This is a genomic window from Undibacterium sp. RTI2.2 (assembly GCF_035018705.1).
Classification (GTDB): domain Bacteria; phylum Pseudomonadota; class Gammaproteobacteria; order Burkholderiales; family Burkholderiaceae_D; genus Undibacterium.
On sequence record NZ_JASJXN010000005.1, the window covers coordinates 35452 to 50239 of the forward strand.

18 protein-coding genes and 1 tRNA gene are annotated in these 14788 nt (G+C 44.1%); 8 read left to right on the forward strand and 11 right to left on the reverse strand.

Annotation, left to right across the window (positions count from 1 at the left end; all coding sequences use genetic code 11):
• Positions 1-29 precede the first annotated feature (29 nt).
• On the reverse strand, positions 30-929 hold the full coding sequence (locus QN395_RS04140; RefSeq protein WP_323491772.1) for a hypothetical protein: 900 nt from the start codon (positions 927-929) through the stop codon (positions 30-32).
• Between the two features lie 364 nt (positions 930-1293).
• Between QN395_RS04140 and QN395_RS04145 the strand changes: the two genes are divergently transcribed.
• Positions 1294-2499, forward strand: a complete 1206-nt coding sequence (locus tag QN395_RS04145; protein ID WP_322121519.1) for an IS256 family transposase — start codon at positions 1294-1296, stop codon at positions 2497-2499.
• A gap of 113 nt (positions 2500-2612) precedes the next feature.
• Here QN395_RS04145 and QN395_RS04150 read toward each other — a convergent pair.
• The 3 genes from QN395_RS04150 to dusA form a co-directional block, all read right to left on the reverse strand.
• Positions 2613-2688, reverse strand: a tRNA-His gene (locus QN395_RS04150).
• Positions 2689-2995: 307 nt separating this feature from the next.
• A complete protein-coding gene (locus QN395_RS04155) occupies positions 2996-3451 on the reverse strand; it encodes a copper chaperone PCu(A)C (RefSeq protein WP_322117974.1) in 456 nt (151 codons plus the stop codon).
• A gap of 53 nt (positions 3452-3504) precedes the next feature.
• Positions 3505-4536, reverse strand: a complete 1032-nt coding sequence (dusA, locus tag QN395_RS04160; RefSeq protein ID WP_322117973.1) for a tRNA dihydrouridine(20/20a) synthase DusA — start codon at positions 4534-4536, stop codon at positions 3505-3507.
• Between the two features lie 191 nt (positions 4537-4727).
• Between dusA and QN395_RS04165 the strand changes: the two genes are divergently transcribed.
• The 7 genes from QN395_RS04165 (at position 4728) to QN395_RS04195 (ending at position 10379) form a co-directional block, all read left to right on the forward strand.
• Positions 4728-5216, forward strand: a complete 489-nt coding sequence (locus QN395_RS04165; protein ID WP_322117972.1) for a glycine zipper 2TM domain-containing protein — start codon at positions 4728-4730, stop codon at positions 5214-5216.
• A gap of 84 nt (positions 5217-5300) precedes the next feature.
• Positions 5301-5594, forward strand: a complete 294-nt coding sequence (locus QN395_RS04170) for a hypothetical protein (RefSeq protein ID WP_322117971.1) — start codon at positions 5301-5303, stop codon at positions 5592-5594.
• Positions 5595-5796: 202 nt separating this feature from the next.
• A complete protein-coding gene (locus tag QN395_RS04175; RefSeq protein WP_322117970.1) occupies positions 5797-5949 on the forward strand; it encodes a DUF3309 domain-containing protein in 153 nt (50 codons plus the stop codon).
• Between the two features lie 63 nt (positions 5950-6012).
• On the forward strand, positions 6013-6369 hold the full coding sequence (locus tag QN395_RS04180) for a hypothetical protein (protein ID WP_322117969.1): 357 nt from the start codon (positions 6013-6015) through the stop codon (positions 6367-6369).
• Positions 6370-6494: 125 nt separating this feature from the next.
• Positions 6495-7598, forward strand: coding sequence for a glycine zipper 2TM domain-containing protein (locus tag QN395_RS04185; protein WP_322117968.1), 1104 nt, complete (start codon positions 6495-6497; stop codon positions 7596-7598).
• A gap of 116 nt (positions 7599-7714) precedes the next feature.
• Positions 7715-9112: a cardiolipin synthase gene (gene cls / locus QN395_RS04190; RefSeq protein ID WP_322117967.1), complete on the forward strand. Its 1398-nt coding sequence runs from the start codon at positions 7715-7717 to the stop codon at positions 9110-9112.
• Between the two features lie 319 nt (positions 9113-9431).
• Positions 9432-10379, forward strand: a complete 948-nt coding sequence (locus QN395_RS04195; RefSeq protein WP_322117966.1) for a hypothetical protein — start codon at positions 9432-9434, stop codon at positions 10377-10379.
• 172 nt (positions 10380-10551) lie between these two features.
• Here QN395_RS04195 and QN395_RS04200 read toward each other — a convergent pair whose 3' ends face one another.
• The 7 genes from QN395_RS04200 to QN395_RS04230 form a co-directional block, all read right to left on the reverse strand.
• Positions 10552-10944 (reverse strand): hypothetical protein, encoded by a 393-nt coding sequence (locus QN395_RS04200; RefSeq protein WP_323491773.1) that lies wholly within the window; start codon positions 10942-10944, stop codon positions 10552-10554.
• 86 nt (positions 10945-11030) lie between these two features.
• Positions 11031-11417 (reverse strand): phage holin family protein, encoded by a 387-nt coding sequence (locus tag QN395_RS04205; RefSeq protein WP_322117964.1) that lies wholly within the window; start codon positions 11415-11417, stop codon positions 11031-11033.
• 204 nt (positions 11418-11621) lie between these two features.
• Positions 11622-11924 (reverse strand): DUF883 family protein, encoded by a 303-nt coding sequence (locus QN395_RS04210; protein ID WP_322117963.1) that lies wholly within the window; start codon positions 11922-11924, stop codon positions 11622-11624.
• 128 nt (positions 11925-12052) lie between these two features.
• Positions 12053-12592, reverse strand: coding sequence for a ferritin-like domain-containing protein (locus QN395_RS04215; RefSeq protein WP_322117962.1), 540 nt, complete (start codon positions 12590-12592; stop codon positions 12053-12055).
• An 80-nt stretch (positions 12593-12672) separates the two neighbouring features.
• Positions 12673-13587, reverse strand: coding sequence for an OmpA family protein (locus QN395_RS04220; RefSeq protein ID WP_322117961.1), 915 nt, complete (start codon positions 13585-13587; stop codon positions 12673-12675).
• An 85-nt stretch (positions 13588-13672) separates the two neighbouring features.
• On the reverse strand, positions 13673-14092 hold the full coding sequence (locus QN395_RS04225) for a DUF4398 domain-containing protein (RefSeq protein WP_322117960.1): 420 nt from the start codon (positions 14090-14092) through the stop codon (positions 13673-13675).
• Positions 14093-14363: 271 nt separating this feature from the next.
• Positions 14364-14651, reverse strand: a complete 288-nt coding sequence (locus tag QN395_RS04230) for a hypothetical protein (protein WP_322117959.1) — start codon at positions 14649-14651, stop codon at positions 14364-14366.
• Positions 14652-14788 lie beyond the last annotated feature (137 nt).

Sequence of the window (14788 nt, forward strand, 5' to 3'; positions counted from 1 at the left end):
GACCCGAGGCGGAATCGCCTAAGTTAAGATTAAAAACTACTGAATAACCCAACCCCAGCACTCCAATCGGGACTACTTTGATTAGCGCCCTTCGTTACATAAACACGCACACCACCCAGCTCATTGATGCGATACGAGCTAGAAATTTCTGTCACCTGGTAATACGATGTTCCATTCACTGAAGGTTGTTCAACAGTAAAGGTGATCGCTGTTGTGCTTTTTTCAGAAAATTCCGTAGATAAGGACAAGTAGCCAGACCATACATTTTTAAGTTGAATATTTTCTGATAATCCATTGATCTGGATTAATCCAGGACTACCTAATTTAGTGTATTTGGTACCGCCACTTAACAATGCTTTCTCAAATGGATAACTTGCCGTCAACGCTAAAGAATAATCGTTCTTACCAGTTCCTAATCCTTTCGCACTATCAGCAGCGGCAATCTTCGCACCTAGCACAGCATTGATGGCAATTGCTGTCGCCGCATCTGTAAAAACTTCTTTATTAGCACTGACAAAAACATCTCCCGATCCAGATGAAGAGACTAATTTGGGAGTAATAGTGACGCGTTTGTTAACCCTGGTTCTGATCGAACCAGCGGGTGCGGTTCGATTTAAGTAAGACGTCGTGAAAAGGAAATCAATGTCATATGCGGACCATTGCAAGCTAACTATTTTCTCGATGGTTTTACTTGCTACACTTTCGGAAAAACTACCCGCGGTATAAGTAGCGCCGACATCAATAATAATTGGCTCTCCCTGAGCTAACTCGGCCAACTCAGCTGCAACGTCAGCGCCCCATGCGCGAGATACAGATGAGATCAACATAACAGACAGCGCAAGACGACTGATATTCTTGACTTGCAAAAGTCGACCTGTTATGTCCATGACTATTTTCTTTAAAGTTTTATGTTGCTCTGTTCGAGTCACTTAATTGATCATTATTTTTATTCTAAATTTGATGAAAATTTAGCCTGTTTATTTCTATGCTAGAACTTTCAACAAGTGTACCAAACGGGAGCTCTTTGATAGCTGTTTTTCATAATTTTTATAGAAAAACTGCACATTAAAACTATAAGAAGTGGATTTGAATAAGAACGGTTAGATAGGCGTAAAAAAAGATTTTAAGACACAAGAATATTTTGACTTTAGAGACGTATCACCATCAAACTCAGGCGCAGGAATGTCCAGGACAAAAGGCCGTATTCAACGATTTTTCGAGCCTGTAAATAAATTTGTGTGAATGTCCACGGCCTATTAACCTCACCCGAGGAATTGACCGATGGACATTGTAATGGATAGAGAAAAACTAAAAGCACTAGCGAAAGACATCAAGAGCGAAGCTGACCTCAAAATGCTGTCGAGGAAGCTACTCAAGCTCACTGTTGAAACTGCACTAAGCGCCGAATTAACCGAACACCTTGGTGATGAGAAGCATGCCAATAGCAAGCCTGGTCGCGGTAATGCTCGCAATGGCAACACAGCAAAGCGACTCAAAGGCACGCATGGTGAAGTCGAGATTTTCACGCCACGCGACCGTGACGGCAGTTTCGAACCGCAGCTGGTGCGGAAAAATCAAACCCGCCTCACCACTATGGATGACCAAATCCTCACGCTCTACGCCAAAGGATTGACTACCCGTGAAATCGTCGACACCTTCAAAGAAATGTACGATGCTGACGTATCGCCTACGCTCATTTCCAAGGTTACTGATCGCGTTCTTGAGCAGATCACTCAATGGCAATCCCGTCCACTCGATCCTATTTATCCCATCGTTTATCTAGACTGTATCGTCATTAAAATCCGTGACAATATGCGCGTCATCAACAAAGCCATTTACCTTGCCTTGGGTGTGATTATGGAAGGCAAGAAGGATTTGCTTGGTCTCTGGATGTCAGACAATGAAGGGGCTAAATTCTGGCTGTCAGTGCTCACCGAGCTAAAAAATCGTGGCGTACAAGACATCCTGATCGCCTGTGTTGATGGTCTCAAAGGATTTCCAGAAGCGATTGCAGCGCAATATCCTGAAACCCGTATTCAGCTCTGCATCGTCCACATGGTGCGCAACAGCTTGAAGTATGTCTCTTGGAAGGATTACAAGGCAGTCACTGCTGATCTGAAACGTATTTATCAAGCCACCACGGAAGATCAAGCTTTGGCAGAGTTAGATCGTTTTAGCCAGCAATGGGGTGAACAATATCCGCAAATTGCCAAGTCTTGGACAACACACTGGGTCAACCTGCGCATACTGTTTGAATATCCGCCAGAGATACGCAAAGCAATCTATACGACGAATGCCATCGAATCATTGAATAGCGTCATCCGCTCGGCTACAAAACGTCGCAAGCTATTTCCAAGTGACGACTCAGCACCCAAAGTCGTCTACCTTGCGATTGCACAGGCATCAAAAAAATGGACGATGCCCATTCAGAATTGGCGTATGGCGCTGAATCGATTTATGATTGAGTTTGGTGACCGTATTCAACAATACGACCACTAAGTTGTTCCGTGGCATTTACACAGAATTTCTTACAGGCTTCTTATTTAAAGCAAAAAAAAACAAAAAAATGGTTACATGCCGAAGCGTGTAACCATTTAATTAAAACAGAATTTTGGGGTGATCGATGGGGCTCGAACCCACGACAACAGGAATCACAATCCTGGACTCTACCAACTGAGCTACGACCACCACTGAGACTTTCAAGGAGCTTTACCCCAAGTAAGTAAGAGCAAGATTATAAGATGTTTTTAACGATATGGCAAACTCTTTTCTCTGTTTAATAATAAGATAATCACAAGCACGCATAAAAAAGCCTGCGCTAAATTAGCGCAGGCGAAACTCACTTTAGCAGTGAGGGGAAGTAAGGCGCATTGCATTGCAACACAGTTCCTCTAATATATCCTTAGCAATTTTCAGAGAAATGGCTTATTACAAATTATTACCAATTGTATTTGACGGATACATGAGTAGTTAAGGAGAAGATCTACGATCACGACTACATCTTGCTTTGCGCAGCATTCAATGCTCGTGCTTTTGCTTTAACTTCAATCACTTCGCGTTTTTTATCTTTGCCTTCTACGATGATCGTCAATGGGATGATATCGCCCTCTTTGATCTGTGCTTTCAAATCCATCAACATCACGTGAAAGCCACCTGGTTTAAGTTCCACCAGTTTGCCGGCAAGCAGATCAAGCTGCGTTACTGCGCGCATTTTCATGACATTATTTTCTGTTTTCATTTCATGAATTTCTGCAATACCTGCGGCAGTAGTTTGTATCTCCACGATATGCACATCGTTACTAGATTGTATTTGCATGAAAGCGCCAGTCGCTTTTTGTTGTGGCACAGTTGCCCTGATCCATGCATCTTTGATCGTCACTTCGGCTTGGGCGCTCATCACGACTGAGAATAAGGCAGCGATAAGACAGATTGATTTAAGCGTAGATTTCATTTTCGGTTTCTCTGTTGATGTTTATTTTAAGATCTGAAGGCAGCCGCAGACACTTAAACATGTTTGTGCTCGACATAATCAGCCATACCCTGCATGCGCTTTAAAGCTTCCAATAGTAAAGCCGGATCGCCTGATGCTAATTTTTTGCTATCCGATAAAGTCTGGCGAAAAACTCGGGCACCCGGCAAACCCGTCATCAGGCCTAGCATATGGCGGGTAATGCCATTCAATTTAAGACCGCTGCCCTTCACTTCTTTATTTGCCGCATGTTGCGCCAATTGTTCACTGATATACGGCAGCATTAATTGGATCAATTCTGCTCTTGATTTAATTGGTGCATGATCATCGTAATAGCGCTGATCAAAGCTCGCCATTAAGTAGGGATTGTGATAAGCCTCACGCCCCAACATCACGCCATCTATGTGTTGTAAATGGAGGTCAATTTCCTCTATGGTTTTAATACCACCATTGATCAAAATTTCTAGTTGAGGAAAATCTTTTTTAAGCTGATAGGCATACTCATATTTTAACGGTGGAATCTCACGATTTTCTTTGGGACTTAAACCTTTTAAGATCGCATTACGTGCGTGAACAATAAATGTATTACAGCCTGCATCAGCAATTTGTCCCACAAAATCACGTACAAATTCATAAGATTGAATATCATCAATACCAATACGATGTTTAACAGTGACATCGATACTAACGACGTCCCTCATCGCTTTAACACAATCAGCAACCAGACTTGGTTCTGACATCAGGCATGCACCAAATGCGCCTTTTTGTACGCGTTCGGATGGGCAGCCGCAATTTAAATTAATCTCGTCGTAACCCCATTGCTCGCCTAACTTGGCACTCTTCGCCAAATCTGCGGGTTCACTACCACCCAATTGCAAAGCGACCGGATGTTCTTCGTCATTAAATTGAAGGTGGCGTGGCACATCGCCGTACAACAAAGCACCAGTCGTTACCATCTCGGTATACAGCCAGCTATGACGCGTAATTTGCCTGTGAAATTGACGGCAATGACGGTCAGTCCAATCCATCATGGGGGCAACAGATATTTTTCTTGATTTATAACTCATTGATTTAATTACTATTTCTTGATCAAACTGGATCGTTTTGAAGAACTTTCAGGTTGGCCGAATTATAGCTGACATAGCAGGGCATCATCCAACTTCCACTGTCTGGGCATATCTTGAGTTAGGTGCGGCAGCGTACAGACCATGTGTCTTATCAGTCTTATTCTGATCCCACACTTATTCAGGAGAACAACATGAAATCTCAACTTGTCATCAGCGCAGTGGTGTTAGCAACAGCCGCCCTTGCTGGCTGTGCCAATAATGCCCCACAGAACACGTCACAACAAGGCAGTTATTCGACGCCCTACCCCAATAATCAAAATAACCAAAATTATCAAAACAACGCCAGTAACTATGGCTATATCGAGTCTATTCAGGTCGTTCGCCCTAATAACAATACCAGTGGCGGCGGCGCAATAGTTGGTGGCTTGGTTGGCGGTCTCTTGGGTAATCAGGTTGGTAATGGTAACGGCAGAACTGCCGCCACAGTAGCAGGTGCAATCGGTGGTGCGCTGGTCGGTAACAATGTTGAGCAAAACAAAAATGCCCAAGCATCCGACAAATACCAAATCCAGATCCGTTTAGATAACGGTAGTACTACCAGCGTCATGCAAGACAATATTTATGATTTCCGCGTTGGTAACCGTGTTCGCTTGATGGATGGTCGCGTCGATCATTATTAATATTTTTATAGAACTGAAAACTCAGATTCTTTATTTCTGATCAAAATTTAACTCCAATTTTTTATTTTATTCAAAGGAATCATCATGTTTGATAAAGACACCAGAGACGCTTACATAGAAAAAATGAAACAACAACTCGACGAATTGAATGTAACCATGCAAGAGCTGGAAGTAAAAGCAAAGGAGGCCAGAGAAGATGCGCACGATAAATACAACGAAGAAATGACTAAACTGCGCGAGCAATCACACTTGGCCAATGAAAAATTGAATGAGCTAAAAGCGGCTGGCGAAGAATCTTGGAAAGACCTAGTAGTCGGCACAGAAAAAGTACGTGATGCGTTTATCAAAACCTTCCACGATTTCAAATCCAAGCTATAAAAATTTTAGCTTCAGAGCGTATTACCAATGAATGCGCTCTGATTTTGCTTAGATAAGATACCTAAATACGATACCTAAATAAGCTAACTAAATAACGCAACTTAACAATGCTACTGAAGAACGTAACTAAGTCACACAACTAGGTTAGGCAACTAACTCAAAAAGCTAAGTTCAGTAGCATCAAAAACATCAGGACAAAGTCATGGGCACCATCTTACTAATTATTTTAATTCTTGCGCTAGTCGGCGCTTTTCCAAGTTGGCCACATAGCCGTAACTGGGGCTATGGTCCGAGCGGCGTCACTGGGCTGATCGTTGTTGTCCTGATTGTTTTGCTATTAACCGGACGAATTTAACCGCTACCGATTGCTACAAACCGCTAATCGACCATCTATCAATGTAACTATCAAGGAGTTGAAATGAATAAAAGTAAACTAGATTTTCACCGCACTATTCATATGATGGTCGGTATTGCCGCATCAGTATTATTGATCAATGCAAGCTGGGCACAAGCACCGGTAACCTCATCACCGACCAGCATGCCGCAAGTAGGTGCACCATTGATTGATCCGCCGCGTTGGTTCCAAGGTGATGCAACGCCAGAAGAGCAATACCAAACTTTGAAAAAAGAAGCTGGTGCAGTTCTTCAAGAATCGTCATATGCCTGTAAGCAAATGAAAGGGGCTACAAGTGCTACTTGTATGAAACAAGCACGGATGACCTATAGCCAAGATTTGCAGCGTGCAAAAGACATGATGAAAACCTCTGCCCGGTAAGCTACAAATGACTTGCCAGCTGCGTTAACATTACTTAAAACTAGAAGTAAAAATGTGACACTAAAAAACTTGGATTTAATCGAATTCAAGATAACAAGAATATTAAGAAAAGTCAGGGGAACAAAATGAAAATTACAAAGAAAATCATCGCCAGCACGCTGGCCATATCGGCGTTTATGCCATTGCTGGCACCATTGCTGATGCTATCCGGCGAGGTACAAGCGCAGCAGTACAACACATCACAAATGACGCCACGGATTGATGGTTTTAATGTCGATGAAGTACGCCGACTAGCCCCTGGCGTAGAACTCAATTTTGGCATCTATGGCACACCTGGCGGTCTGGCTACTTTGCGCATCGCCGGTGCCACGCGTAACCTAACTTTGATTGAAGTAGAAGCTGGTCAGTACGAAGGTACTTACACCATCAACAGCCGCGACAAAATTGCGGCGCGTAGTGCGGTCACAGCCAATCTGCGCGTTGGTAATCAAGTAGCCAGCTCGGTTTTAAATGAATCTCTGCAAATCGGCGTTGGAAATCACACCAATCAAATAATGTCCGGCGCGCAACCGAAGATTGAACGATTTAATGTTGACCCGGCAGTAGACTTAAATGGTGGTAGCGATTTACGCTTTACCGTATTTGGCACACCAGGCGGCAAGGTTGACCTCACCATTAACGGCGTCAAAGGTAAAATATTTTTACCTGAAGTCGCCAGTGGCGAATACGTCAACTCCTACACAATCAGAAGCCGTGATCGTATCGCACCCAATAGCACCGTCACCGCTAATTTACGCGTCGTTGATCGCGGCGTAGAACGTGTCACCAGTGCGACCTTAGGCAGAAACCTGCAAGTAGCACAAGTACAAACTGCACCAGCGCCAGCCGCCCGTATATGCTACAACTGCGGCACTGTAGAAGCTGTCAATATCGTCGAAGTTAAAGGCGAAGGCAGCTACCTGGGCACTATCGGTGGGGGCGTTGTTGGCGCACTGCTCGGTAGTCAGGTCGGTGGTGGCAATGGCCGTACTGCAGCAGAAATTGCAGGCGCTCTAGGTGGTGCCTATGCAGGTCGGAATATAGAAGGCAATGCCCGGAAAACCAATCACTACGAAGTCATCGTCCGCTTACAAAATGGCGCAACGCAGATGATTCCATTTGCCAGCGAACCTGGCTACCGTGTTGGTGATAAAGTACAAGTCAATAACGGTACTATCGTAAGAAATTAATACTAAACGATGACTAAAATAGTCACCGTTTCTTCTTAAGAAAAATCTAGTTCTGGGGTGCTCATTGAGCACCCCAGATTAACGATATGAACTCAATCGAGTCAGTTGGGGGAAACATGCGTGGCAATACTCGTCTTAAATTTATTCATATCTTCAATCTCATCGCAACGATTAGTACAGTCATACTCGCCACTGGCTGCGCGGCCTTGCCTGAAGTACGCTATTTAAATACCTCATTATCTGCCCCGGCAAGCCCGACTGTTACCACTGCACAAGGTACACTCAGCGCCAAGAAAACTAATTCGCTATTAATTAAACGCTGGCGTAATTCTCATATCGACATCGCCGCACTAGCCGCGTTAGAAGAAGCCGCAACTGGCAGCCCGCTTATCGCCGGCAATAAAGTAACGCTCTTGTTTGATGGCCCACAAACGATGACTGCCATGATGGAGGCGATTACCGCCGCCACCGATAACATCAATTTAGAAACGTACATCTTCGATCAGGACGAACTAGGTATCCGCTTTGCAGATCTGCTAATCGCAAAACAACGGGCAGGCGTTCAGGTCAATATTATTTATGACAGCGTCGGCACCATCGGTACGCCACAGACTTTTTTTGACAAAATGCGTGACGCAGGAATTCACTTACTAGCGTTTAATCCGGTTAATCCATTAAAGCTAATTGGCCCGTGGGAACCCAATAATCGTGATCACCGGAAAATCTTAATCGTTGACGGTACAGTCGCTTTTACCGGCGGCGTGAATATCAGCGCGGCTTATGCCAATAGCTCTTTATTTCGCTCAAAAACAAAACGGGATGACAAAGTCGGCTGGCGCGATACGCACATCAAAATCGAAGGCCCTGCAGTCGCCGCAATGCAATGGGTATTTTTAGATAACTGGGCCAGTCAAAAATCACCAGATCTATCCGACAGTAACTTCTTCCCACCATTGAAAGAAGCTGGCGACAAACTGGTGCGCGTGTTAGCCAGTGAGCCAGGTGGCAACCATGAGATTTATAAAGCCTATATTCTTGCGATACAAGAAGCTAAAAAAACGATCCATATCACCAGCGCCTATTTCGTACCGGACGCACAAATCTTGCAAGCCTTAAGTGACGCCAGCAAGCGTGGTGTTGATGTCAAAATTATTTTACCCGGCGTCACAGACAGCGGCTTGGTATTCCATGCAGCGCAATCGTTTTATGATGAAATGCTGACAAACGGCATCAAAATTTATCAGCTACAAATTGCAGTGCTCCACGCAAAAACTGCCGTGATCGACCAGGTCTGGGCGACCGTGGGATCAACTAATATTGATACCCGCAGCTTCTTACACAACAATGAAATCAACGTCGTCGTCTTTGGAGAAGAGTTTGGTAAAGCGATGGAAGCGACATTTGTAGAAGACCTGCGCAACTCCAAAGAAATTACCAAAGAAGTCTGGGAGCAACGTCCCTTTAGCGACAAGTTTAAAGAATGGACTGCGCGGCGACTAGAATATTGGCTTTGATCGTTAGTAGATTTTAGAGATGAAAAGTGTGCCGGATTACTAAATACTCGATTCGTTGTTTAAATATACTCCCACTATGTATATTTAAATGTCCATATAATCATTGGACAATAAGCCATATTTATTAAAAATGATGGGGAGTATATTAAATATCTAAGAATTAAACTGATAAATCAGGCGAACAACAAGTATCAACATAAGCCTGAACTCAGCTCAATCAAAATACCAATAAAACTAGCGCTACTGAGCTTAATTTAGCGGAATATTTCAGTCACATCGCGCAAAGCCAACATCTGTTAAATCACAAAATGGAGACTACATGCAAAACTTTAATCCTACACAGTTACGCCACCCAATACCCCAGCTACTCATCGCCGCCATGATAATTGCTATGAGTATCAGTCATTACGCCATGGCAGATACGGAGATCAATCCGTCCGAAGCAGCAAAAACTATGCACGCCAAGTACAGCGCCATCGAGCAACAGCTAGAACAAAATCAATTCAACCGACCTTTAGTACTAGAGTCTGTTGAAGCCGACCATCGCCTAAAAGGTGACATTTATGCCGTGGTTGATTACCCTCTCACCACCGTCGCTACAGGACTCAAAAGCCCGGATCATTGGTGCGACATCATGCACTTACATCTGAACACCAAATATTGTCACGCTACGAAAACTGCAGCCAATACATCAGATAACAAATCAAGCGCAGCACTTAAAGTCTATATTGGTAAAAAAACGCCGGAAGAATTAAGTGATGCAAGCCGTGTTGATTTTAATTACACTGAAGTTGCAACGACACCCGAGTATATGCAGATCATGCTTAATGCGGACCAAGGACCACTCGGCACTAATGATTATCGTATCATTTTAGAAGCCGTCAGCCTGTCAAAAGTAAAAACGTTTCTACATCTGACTTATTCCTACTCCACCGGTTTGTCTGGACGTATAGCGATGCAAACTTATCTTGCAACGGTAGGTCACGGAAAAGTAGGATTTACCATCAACGGCAAAACGCCAGACGGCCAGCCCGACTACATCGGCGGCGTACGCGGTCTGATGGAGCGCAACACAATGCGCTATTACCTCGCGATTGATAGCTATTTAGGTGCGACAAATGCAGCGCCAGACGCGCAATTAGAAAAACGTTTATTAAACTGGTTTACAGCGACAGAAAAATATCCAAAACAATTACATGAGCTGGATCAAAATGATTATATGGAGATGAAGCGTGCTGAGTACACTAGGCAGCAGAATGTAAAATAAGATTTTAGAAACTGGTTTAGAGGCGAATTTAGTGACTGAGTTAGTTGCTAAGTTAGCGACTAAGTTAGTAACTACCTCAGAAACGAAATTGGACAGGCAGACTTGAGAACAGCACTATTGACTGTCGGGCTAGTAAAGTTGTAGCCCGACATATAAAGCAGTTTATAAGAATTTATAAATCATAAGAAACATCAATCTCCGGTCGTTTATGGCGCAAAGCTAGCGCAACTACCGCACCCACAGCAGTCAGTAGCAAGCCGCCACCGATCACCGGCTTGAGTAATTTCTTACTAGACAAAAATGTGAACGCAGTCACAGCAAGCGGCATTAATGTCTGAAACTGTCCGCCGACTTTTCTTACGTTGGGCGTAAACAAATTGTTGAGCCGCATATCGATCACGCCGAGCAAATGCTGGCCTACACTACGCACCAAAGTTTCGGCATGCAAGCTCTGCAACACAGTGGTTTTGGCCTGGACTATGCCTATGCGATAGACCGCGCCATCCAGCAATAATTGTGCTTTGCGATGAGCGAGAGTGTTTTCTTTTGCTGCGTCACTTCTCATATTGTTCTCCATTAGCCAGTGCGGTGTTGCTTTGATGTTGATGTGATGTTGAGAAAAACTATAAAAGCCGACTAGTCCGGTAAAACCTAGAGCAGCATGTCCCGGTCTGACTTCAGTTCAGCCATAGTCACTGGCAAAGATAACTTGCCATGCTTTACCATTGACAACAGATAGAGCAACAATCCAACAGCGATTGCGACAAACACTATGCTCATTATGAATAGAATTTTCCAGCCTAGCGCGTCCCAGCTTAAGTACACAACCAGCGCCGTGCCATAGGCTAATGCAAACCAGATGGCCAAAATCGCCAATGCGAATACCAGTGCGATTTTTAGCGCATGATTCCGCAGTTCTGACAATTCCAGCGCGGCTAGTTCTAGCCTGGACAAAAGCAATCCAAATCCATTTTTGGCAACGCCCGCTAAGCCAGCCATTAAACCGACAGCAGGCGCTGAATTAGAGTTATCCGTCATTTGATTTGTCCTGAAAATTTTTAGTAGGGTAAATCTGTGGCACTCAAACTGTAAATGCGATTTTGAATGCGACGTTGAATACCGTTGAATACGATAGTGGGTTAATGCCGGAACTGATCTGGCATTAACCCATCAAGACATATTTCTATGTCGTTTTTACTTACTCGGCTTAATTTACTCGCACTTATTTGCGCGCAGTTGTCTTTACTTACGGTTAATGATTACACCCAACAGCAAGCCAACACCGGCTGCCGCTGCAATCGCGCGCCACGGATTTTCTTTGACATAAACATCGGCAGATGCGGCCATTTCTTTACCGGCGACAATGGCGCTGGCTTGCGCTTCTTGTGCTTTAACCAAAGCCGCATCTAACAACTTCATGGCTTTTTCACGAGCTTCATCTGCTTTTTCGCCAGTCAACGCGGCAGCAGCAACGAACAACGCTTGAGAATCTTTGATCAATAATTTGACGTCTTTGTTGACTGCTTTTAAATTTGATTCCAACATAATGAGCTCCTAAAAAGATAAAAAATATCACTACTATTGTTCAGGCGAAATTGAATTTAATTTCCTTGAACGATTACCTCAATTAACACCGTTTAGACCTACTTAGTGCTACGTATTAATGTCTGACGCTACTTGACCAACAAATCCCGCATATCATCCGCATGTTCCTCTTCCATCGCCATGATGCCAATTAGCATGTGTTTGGTGGTCGGGTCGGTATCGCCGATTTGCTCAATCATTTGACGATACGCTTCAATAGCGACACGCTCAGCAATCAAATTCGCTTTGATCATAGACTGGATACTTTCTGAATCATCGTACTCTGCATGGCTACGGTCAATCAGCGTTGCCGGATTAAAATCTGGGCTACCGCTCAACTGTACAATTCGCTCTGCCAACAAATCGGCATGACCTTGTTCTTCAATCGCATGCTGTAAAAACTCCGCTTTGATCGGACCATTTTGTAAGCCGCTCGCCGTGTAGTAATGGCGCTTGTAGCGCAATACGCAAACTAGTTCTGTCGCTAATGCGCCATTTAACATAGCAATCACTTCTTTACGATCAGCCTGGTAACCAACAGTGACGGCACCGTCATCCATATTTTTGGCAGCATCACGGATTGCTGCGGTATCGATACCCTTATGATTCATTTTGTTTGCGTCATGCATGATGCTTCTCCAAAAATTAAAAATTTCGAATGATGAAATTGAGTATTTGATTACTAAGTATCTAGTTTCAAACAATGTTCTTACTGACGCTGTGGCACTTTACCAGTGGCATCAGACAATACGATTTCTACACGGCGATTTAACTGACGATCTTGTGCGGTCGTGTTGCTCGCAACTGGGTACGCTTGACCATAACCACGCACAGCTATGCGCTCAGGCGCGATACCCATCTCTTGCAATGCGGTACGGACAGAAGTCGCACGACGCTCTGATAATTCCTGGTTATGTGCGGCAGTACCTGTGCTGTCAGTAAAACCCTCTACTAATACGGTGCGTTGCGGATTTTGTTGCAATACATCTGCTAATTTTTTAGCCGTGCGTAAGCCTTCTGGATTGAGACGCGCCATATCGGTACCAAACAACACATCACCTAAAGTAATGACCATGCCGCGGTCTGTTTTCTTAGCAGCAAGGTCAGCTAACTGTGCTTCTAACTGTGCAGCACGGGCTTGTGCTTCTTGGGTCTGACGTTGCGCGTCCAGCGCCTGATTTTGTGCTGTCTGCGCTGCCAACTTGGCTTGCTCCGCGCTGGCCAATGCTTGCGCCGCGTTGGCTTTTGCCTTATCGGCTTCATTAGTACGTTGATCTAAACGGATTTGATCGCGCTCTTTAGCTGCATTGGCAATATCAGCCTCAGCAGATTTTTGCTTGGCGACTTCTTGTGTCAAGGCGATTTTTTGTTTAGCGACATAAGCTAATTTATCGATCTTGTCCGCATTGTCATTATTTTTTGCGGCAGCGTTGGCTTGGTCTAAAGCATCGCTGGCTTGCTTCATTTCTAAGGATGCGTAGCTGGCGATTTTTGGATTACTTTGCGCCATCGCATAATCGCTGCGAGTTTGATCTAACAAACTGGTCGTTTTTGGCATAGAACTACAAGCAGAAACAAAGACTGCCATGGCTAACAAAACTGGTGTGAAGTAAGTTTTTTTCATGATGATACCTTTGAATTTATTGGTTTATTTTGTAAAGGTCGCTTAGATAACATAAGCGAGAGAATGAATCAGAAAATATGCCTGCTTATTTTGCAGCGCTGTTGCGATCTAGCTCCTCACGCAAGACACGAATATCGTCTTGCAATGCGCTAGATGCCGCTTGCGCTTTAGCTGAATCAGCCTTACCTTGTGCTAGCTTGGCATCGGCTTGGGCTTGCGTTGCGAGATCATTTGCAAGCTTATAATCTTTGGCTGCCATCGCTTTATTAGCGCGCGCCATTTTGTCGCGTGCGAATGCCATTTCTACTGGTGCAAACTCTGCAGCGCCAGCGCCAGAGGCATTATCCACGGCAGCGCTAGATACGGCCACACTTGCAGTCGCTGGTGTCTTCATGCTGCTACAACCAACAGTCAAAATCAGAGCTGCGCCGCATAAGAGCGTTAATCCCGTTGTAAACAATGTGGCGGTCGTTTTTTTTATTGATGGTGTCGTAGTAATGATCATTTTTTTCTCCGTTGAATTAGTGATCGCAGAACCCGGGAATCCGTTTAACCGGATCTAACGCTGAACTCGATGTGATAAATCATAGGCTGAAATTTTTACAAGATCAGTACGCTAGCGCACATTAATTTTATTTATTCCGACGGGATGAAGATGAGGAATATCTGAGTAATTTTTATTAATTGCAAAGAAGATAGATTCCCTTAACCATCAATCATAACCAATAAATCTTTTAAGTCTGACTTCAAAATCGTCATCATCAGTATTAGATTTATTATCGATAACGGCTAGGGTAAAAAGGGATATCGCCGATAGCATAGCGCTCGCAAGATACTAATTTCAACTTTACTGGAGGGTTAATAAATTCTCTAGTGGATAAACGCTTTTTACCCAGATTTTCCATTGGAACAGCGAGAATTGTGCCGTTGGCGGACTGACTGACTAGACGCGATAAGAACGCAAGCTGCATCTTGCTAGGAGGAGTAACAACGCCAAGCAGTTCGCCAAAGGGGCAATTGTCGCTGTAGCGTTTGCACTCACATCGCGGTGCTATTGTTACCATAGACACCACATGTCATCTGAGTTTCTACGAAGTGATAGTGGTCTGATGGAAAATCTGGGTTTAATCCTAATTAGAAAAATTTAATGCTTGTAGAGTGTGGTTCCGCACATACCGATTAAAAAATACGGTCTATGGTT

Coding starts and splice junctions, on each gene's coding strand:
- QN395_RS04145 (WP_322121519.1), top strand. CDS start 1,294: ATGGATAGAGAAAAACTAAAAGCACTAGCGAAAGACATCAAGAGCGAA.
- QN395_RS04155 (WP_322117974.1), bottom strand. CDS start 3,451: ATGAAATCTACGCTTAAATCAATCTGTCTTATCGCTGCCTTATTCTCA.
- dusA (WP_322117973.1), bottom strand. CDS start 4,536: ATGAGTTATAAATCAAGAAAAATATCTGTTGCCCCCATGATGGATTGG.
- QN395_RS04165 (WP_322117972.1), top strand. CDS start 4,728: ATGAAATCTCAACTTGTCATCAGCGCAGTGGTGTTAGCAACAGCCGCC.
- QN395_RS04170 (WP_322117971.1), top strand. CDS start 5,301: ATGTTTGATAAAGACACCAGAGACGCTTACATAGAAAAAATGAAACAA.
- QN395_RS04175 (WP_322117970.1), top strand. CDS start 5,797: ATGGGCACCATCTTACTAATTATTTTAATTCTTGCGCTAGTCGGCGCT.
- QN395_RS04180 (WP_322117969.1), top strand. CDS start 6,013: ATGAATAAAAGTAAACTAGATTTTCACCGCACTATTCATATGATGGTC.
- QN395_RS04185 (WP_322117968.1), top strand. CDS start 6,495: ATGAAAATTACAAAGAAAATCATCGCCAGCACGCTGGCCATATCGGCG.
- cls (WP_322117967.1), top strand. CDS start 7,715: ATGCGTGGCAATACTCGTCTTAAATTTATTCATATCTTCAATCTCATC.
- QN395_RS04195 (WP_322117966.1), top strand. CDS start 9,432: ATGCAAAACTTTAATCCTACACAGTTACGCCACCCAATACCCCAGCTA.
- QN395_RS04200 (WP_323491773.1), bottom strand. CDS start 10,944: ATGAGAAGTGACGCAGCAAAAGAAAACACTCTCGCTCATCGCAAAGCA.
- QN395_RS04205 (WP_322117964.1), bottom strand. CDS start 11,417: ATGACGGATAACTCTAATTCAGCGCCTGCTGTCGGTTTAATGGCTGGC.
- QN395_RS04210 (WP_322117963.1), bottom strand. CDS start 11,924: ATGTTGGAATCAAATTTAAAAGCAGTCAACAAAGACGTCAAATTATTG.
- QN395_RS04215 (WP_322117962.1), bottom strand. CDS start 12,592: ATGCATGACGCAAACAAAATGAATCATAAGGGTATCGATACCGCAGCA.
- QN395_RS04220 (WP_322117961.1), bottom strand. CDS start 13,587: ATGAAAAAAACTTACTTCACACCAGTTTTGTTAGCCATGGCAGTCTTT.
- QN395_RS04225 (WP_322117960.1), bottom strand. CDS start 14,092: ATGATCATTACTACGACACCATCAATAAAAAAAACGACCGCCACATTG.
- QN395_RS04230 (WP_322117959.1), bottom strand. CDS start 14,651: ATGGTAACAATAGCACCGCGATGTGAGTGCAAACGCTACAGCGACAAT.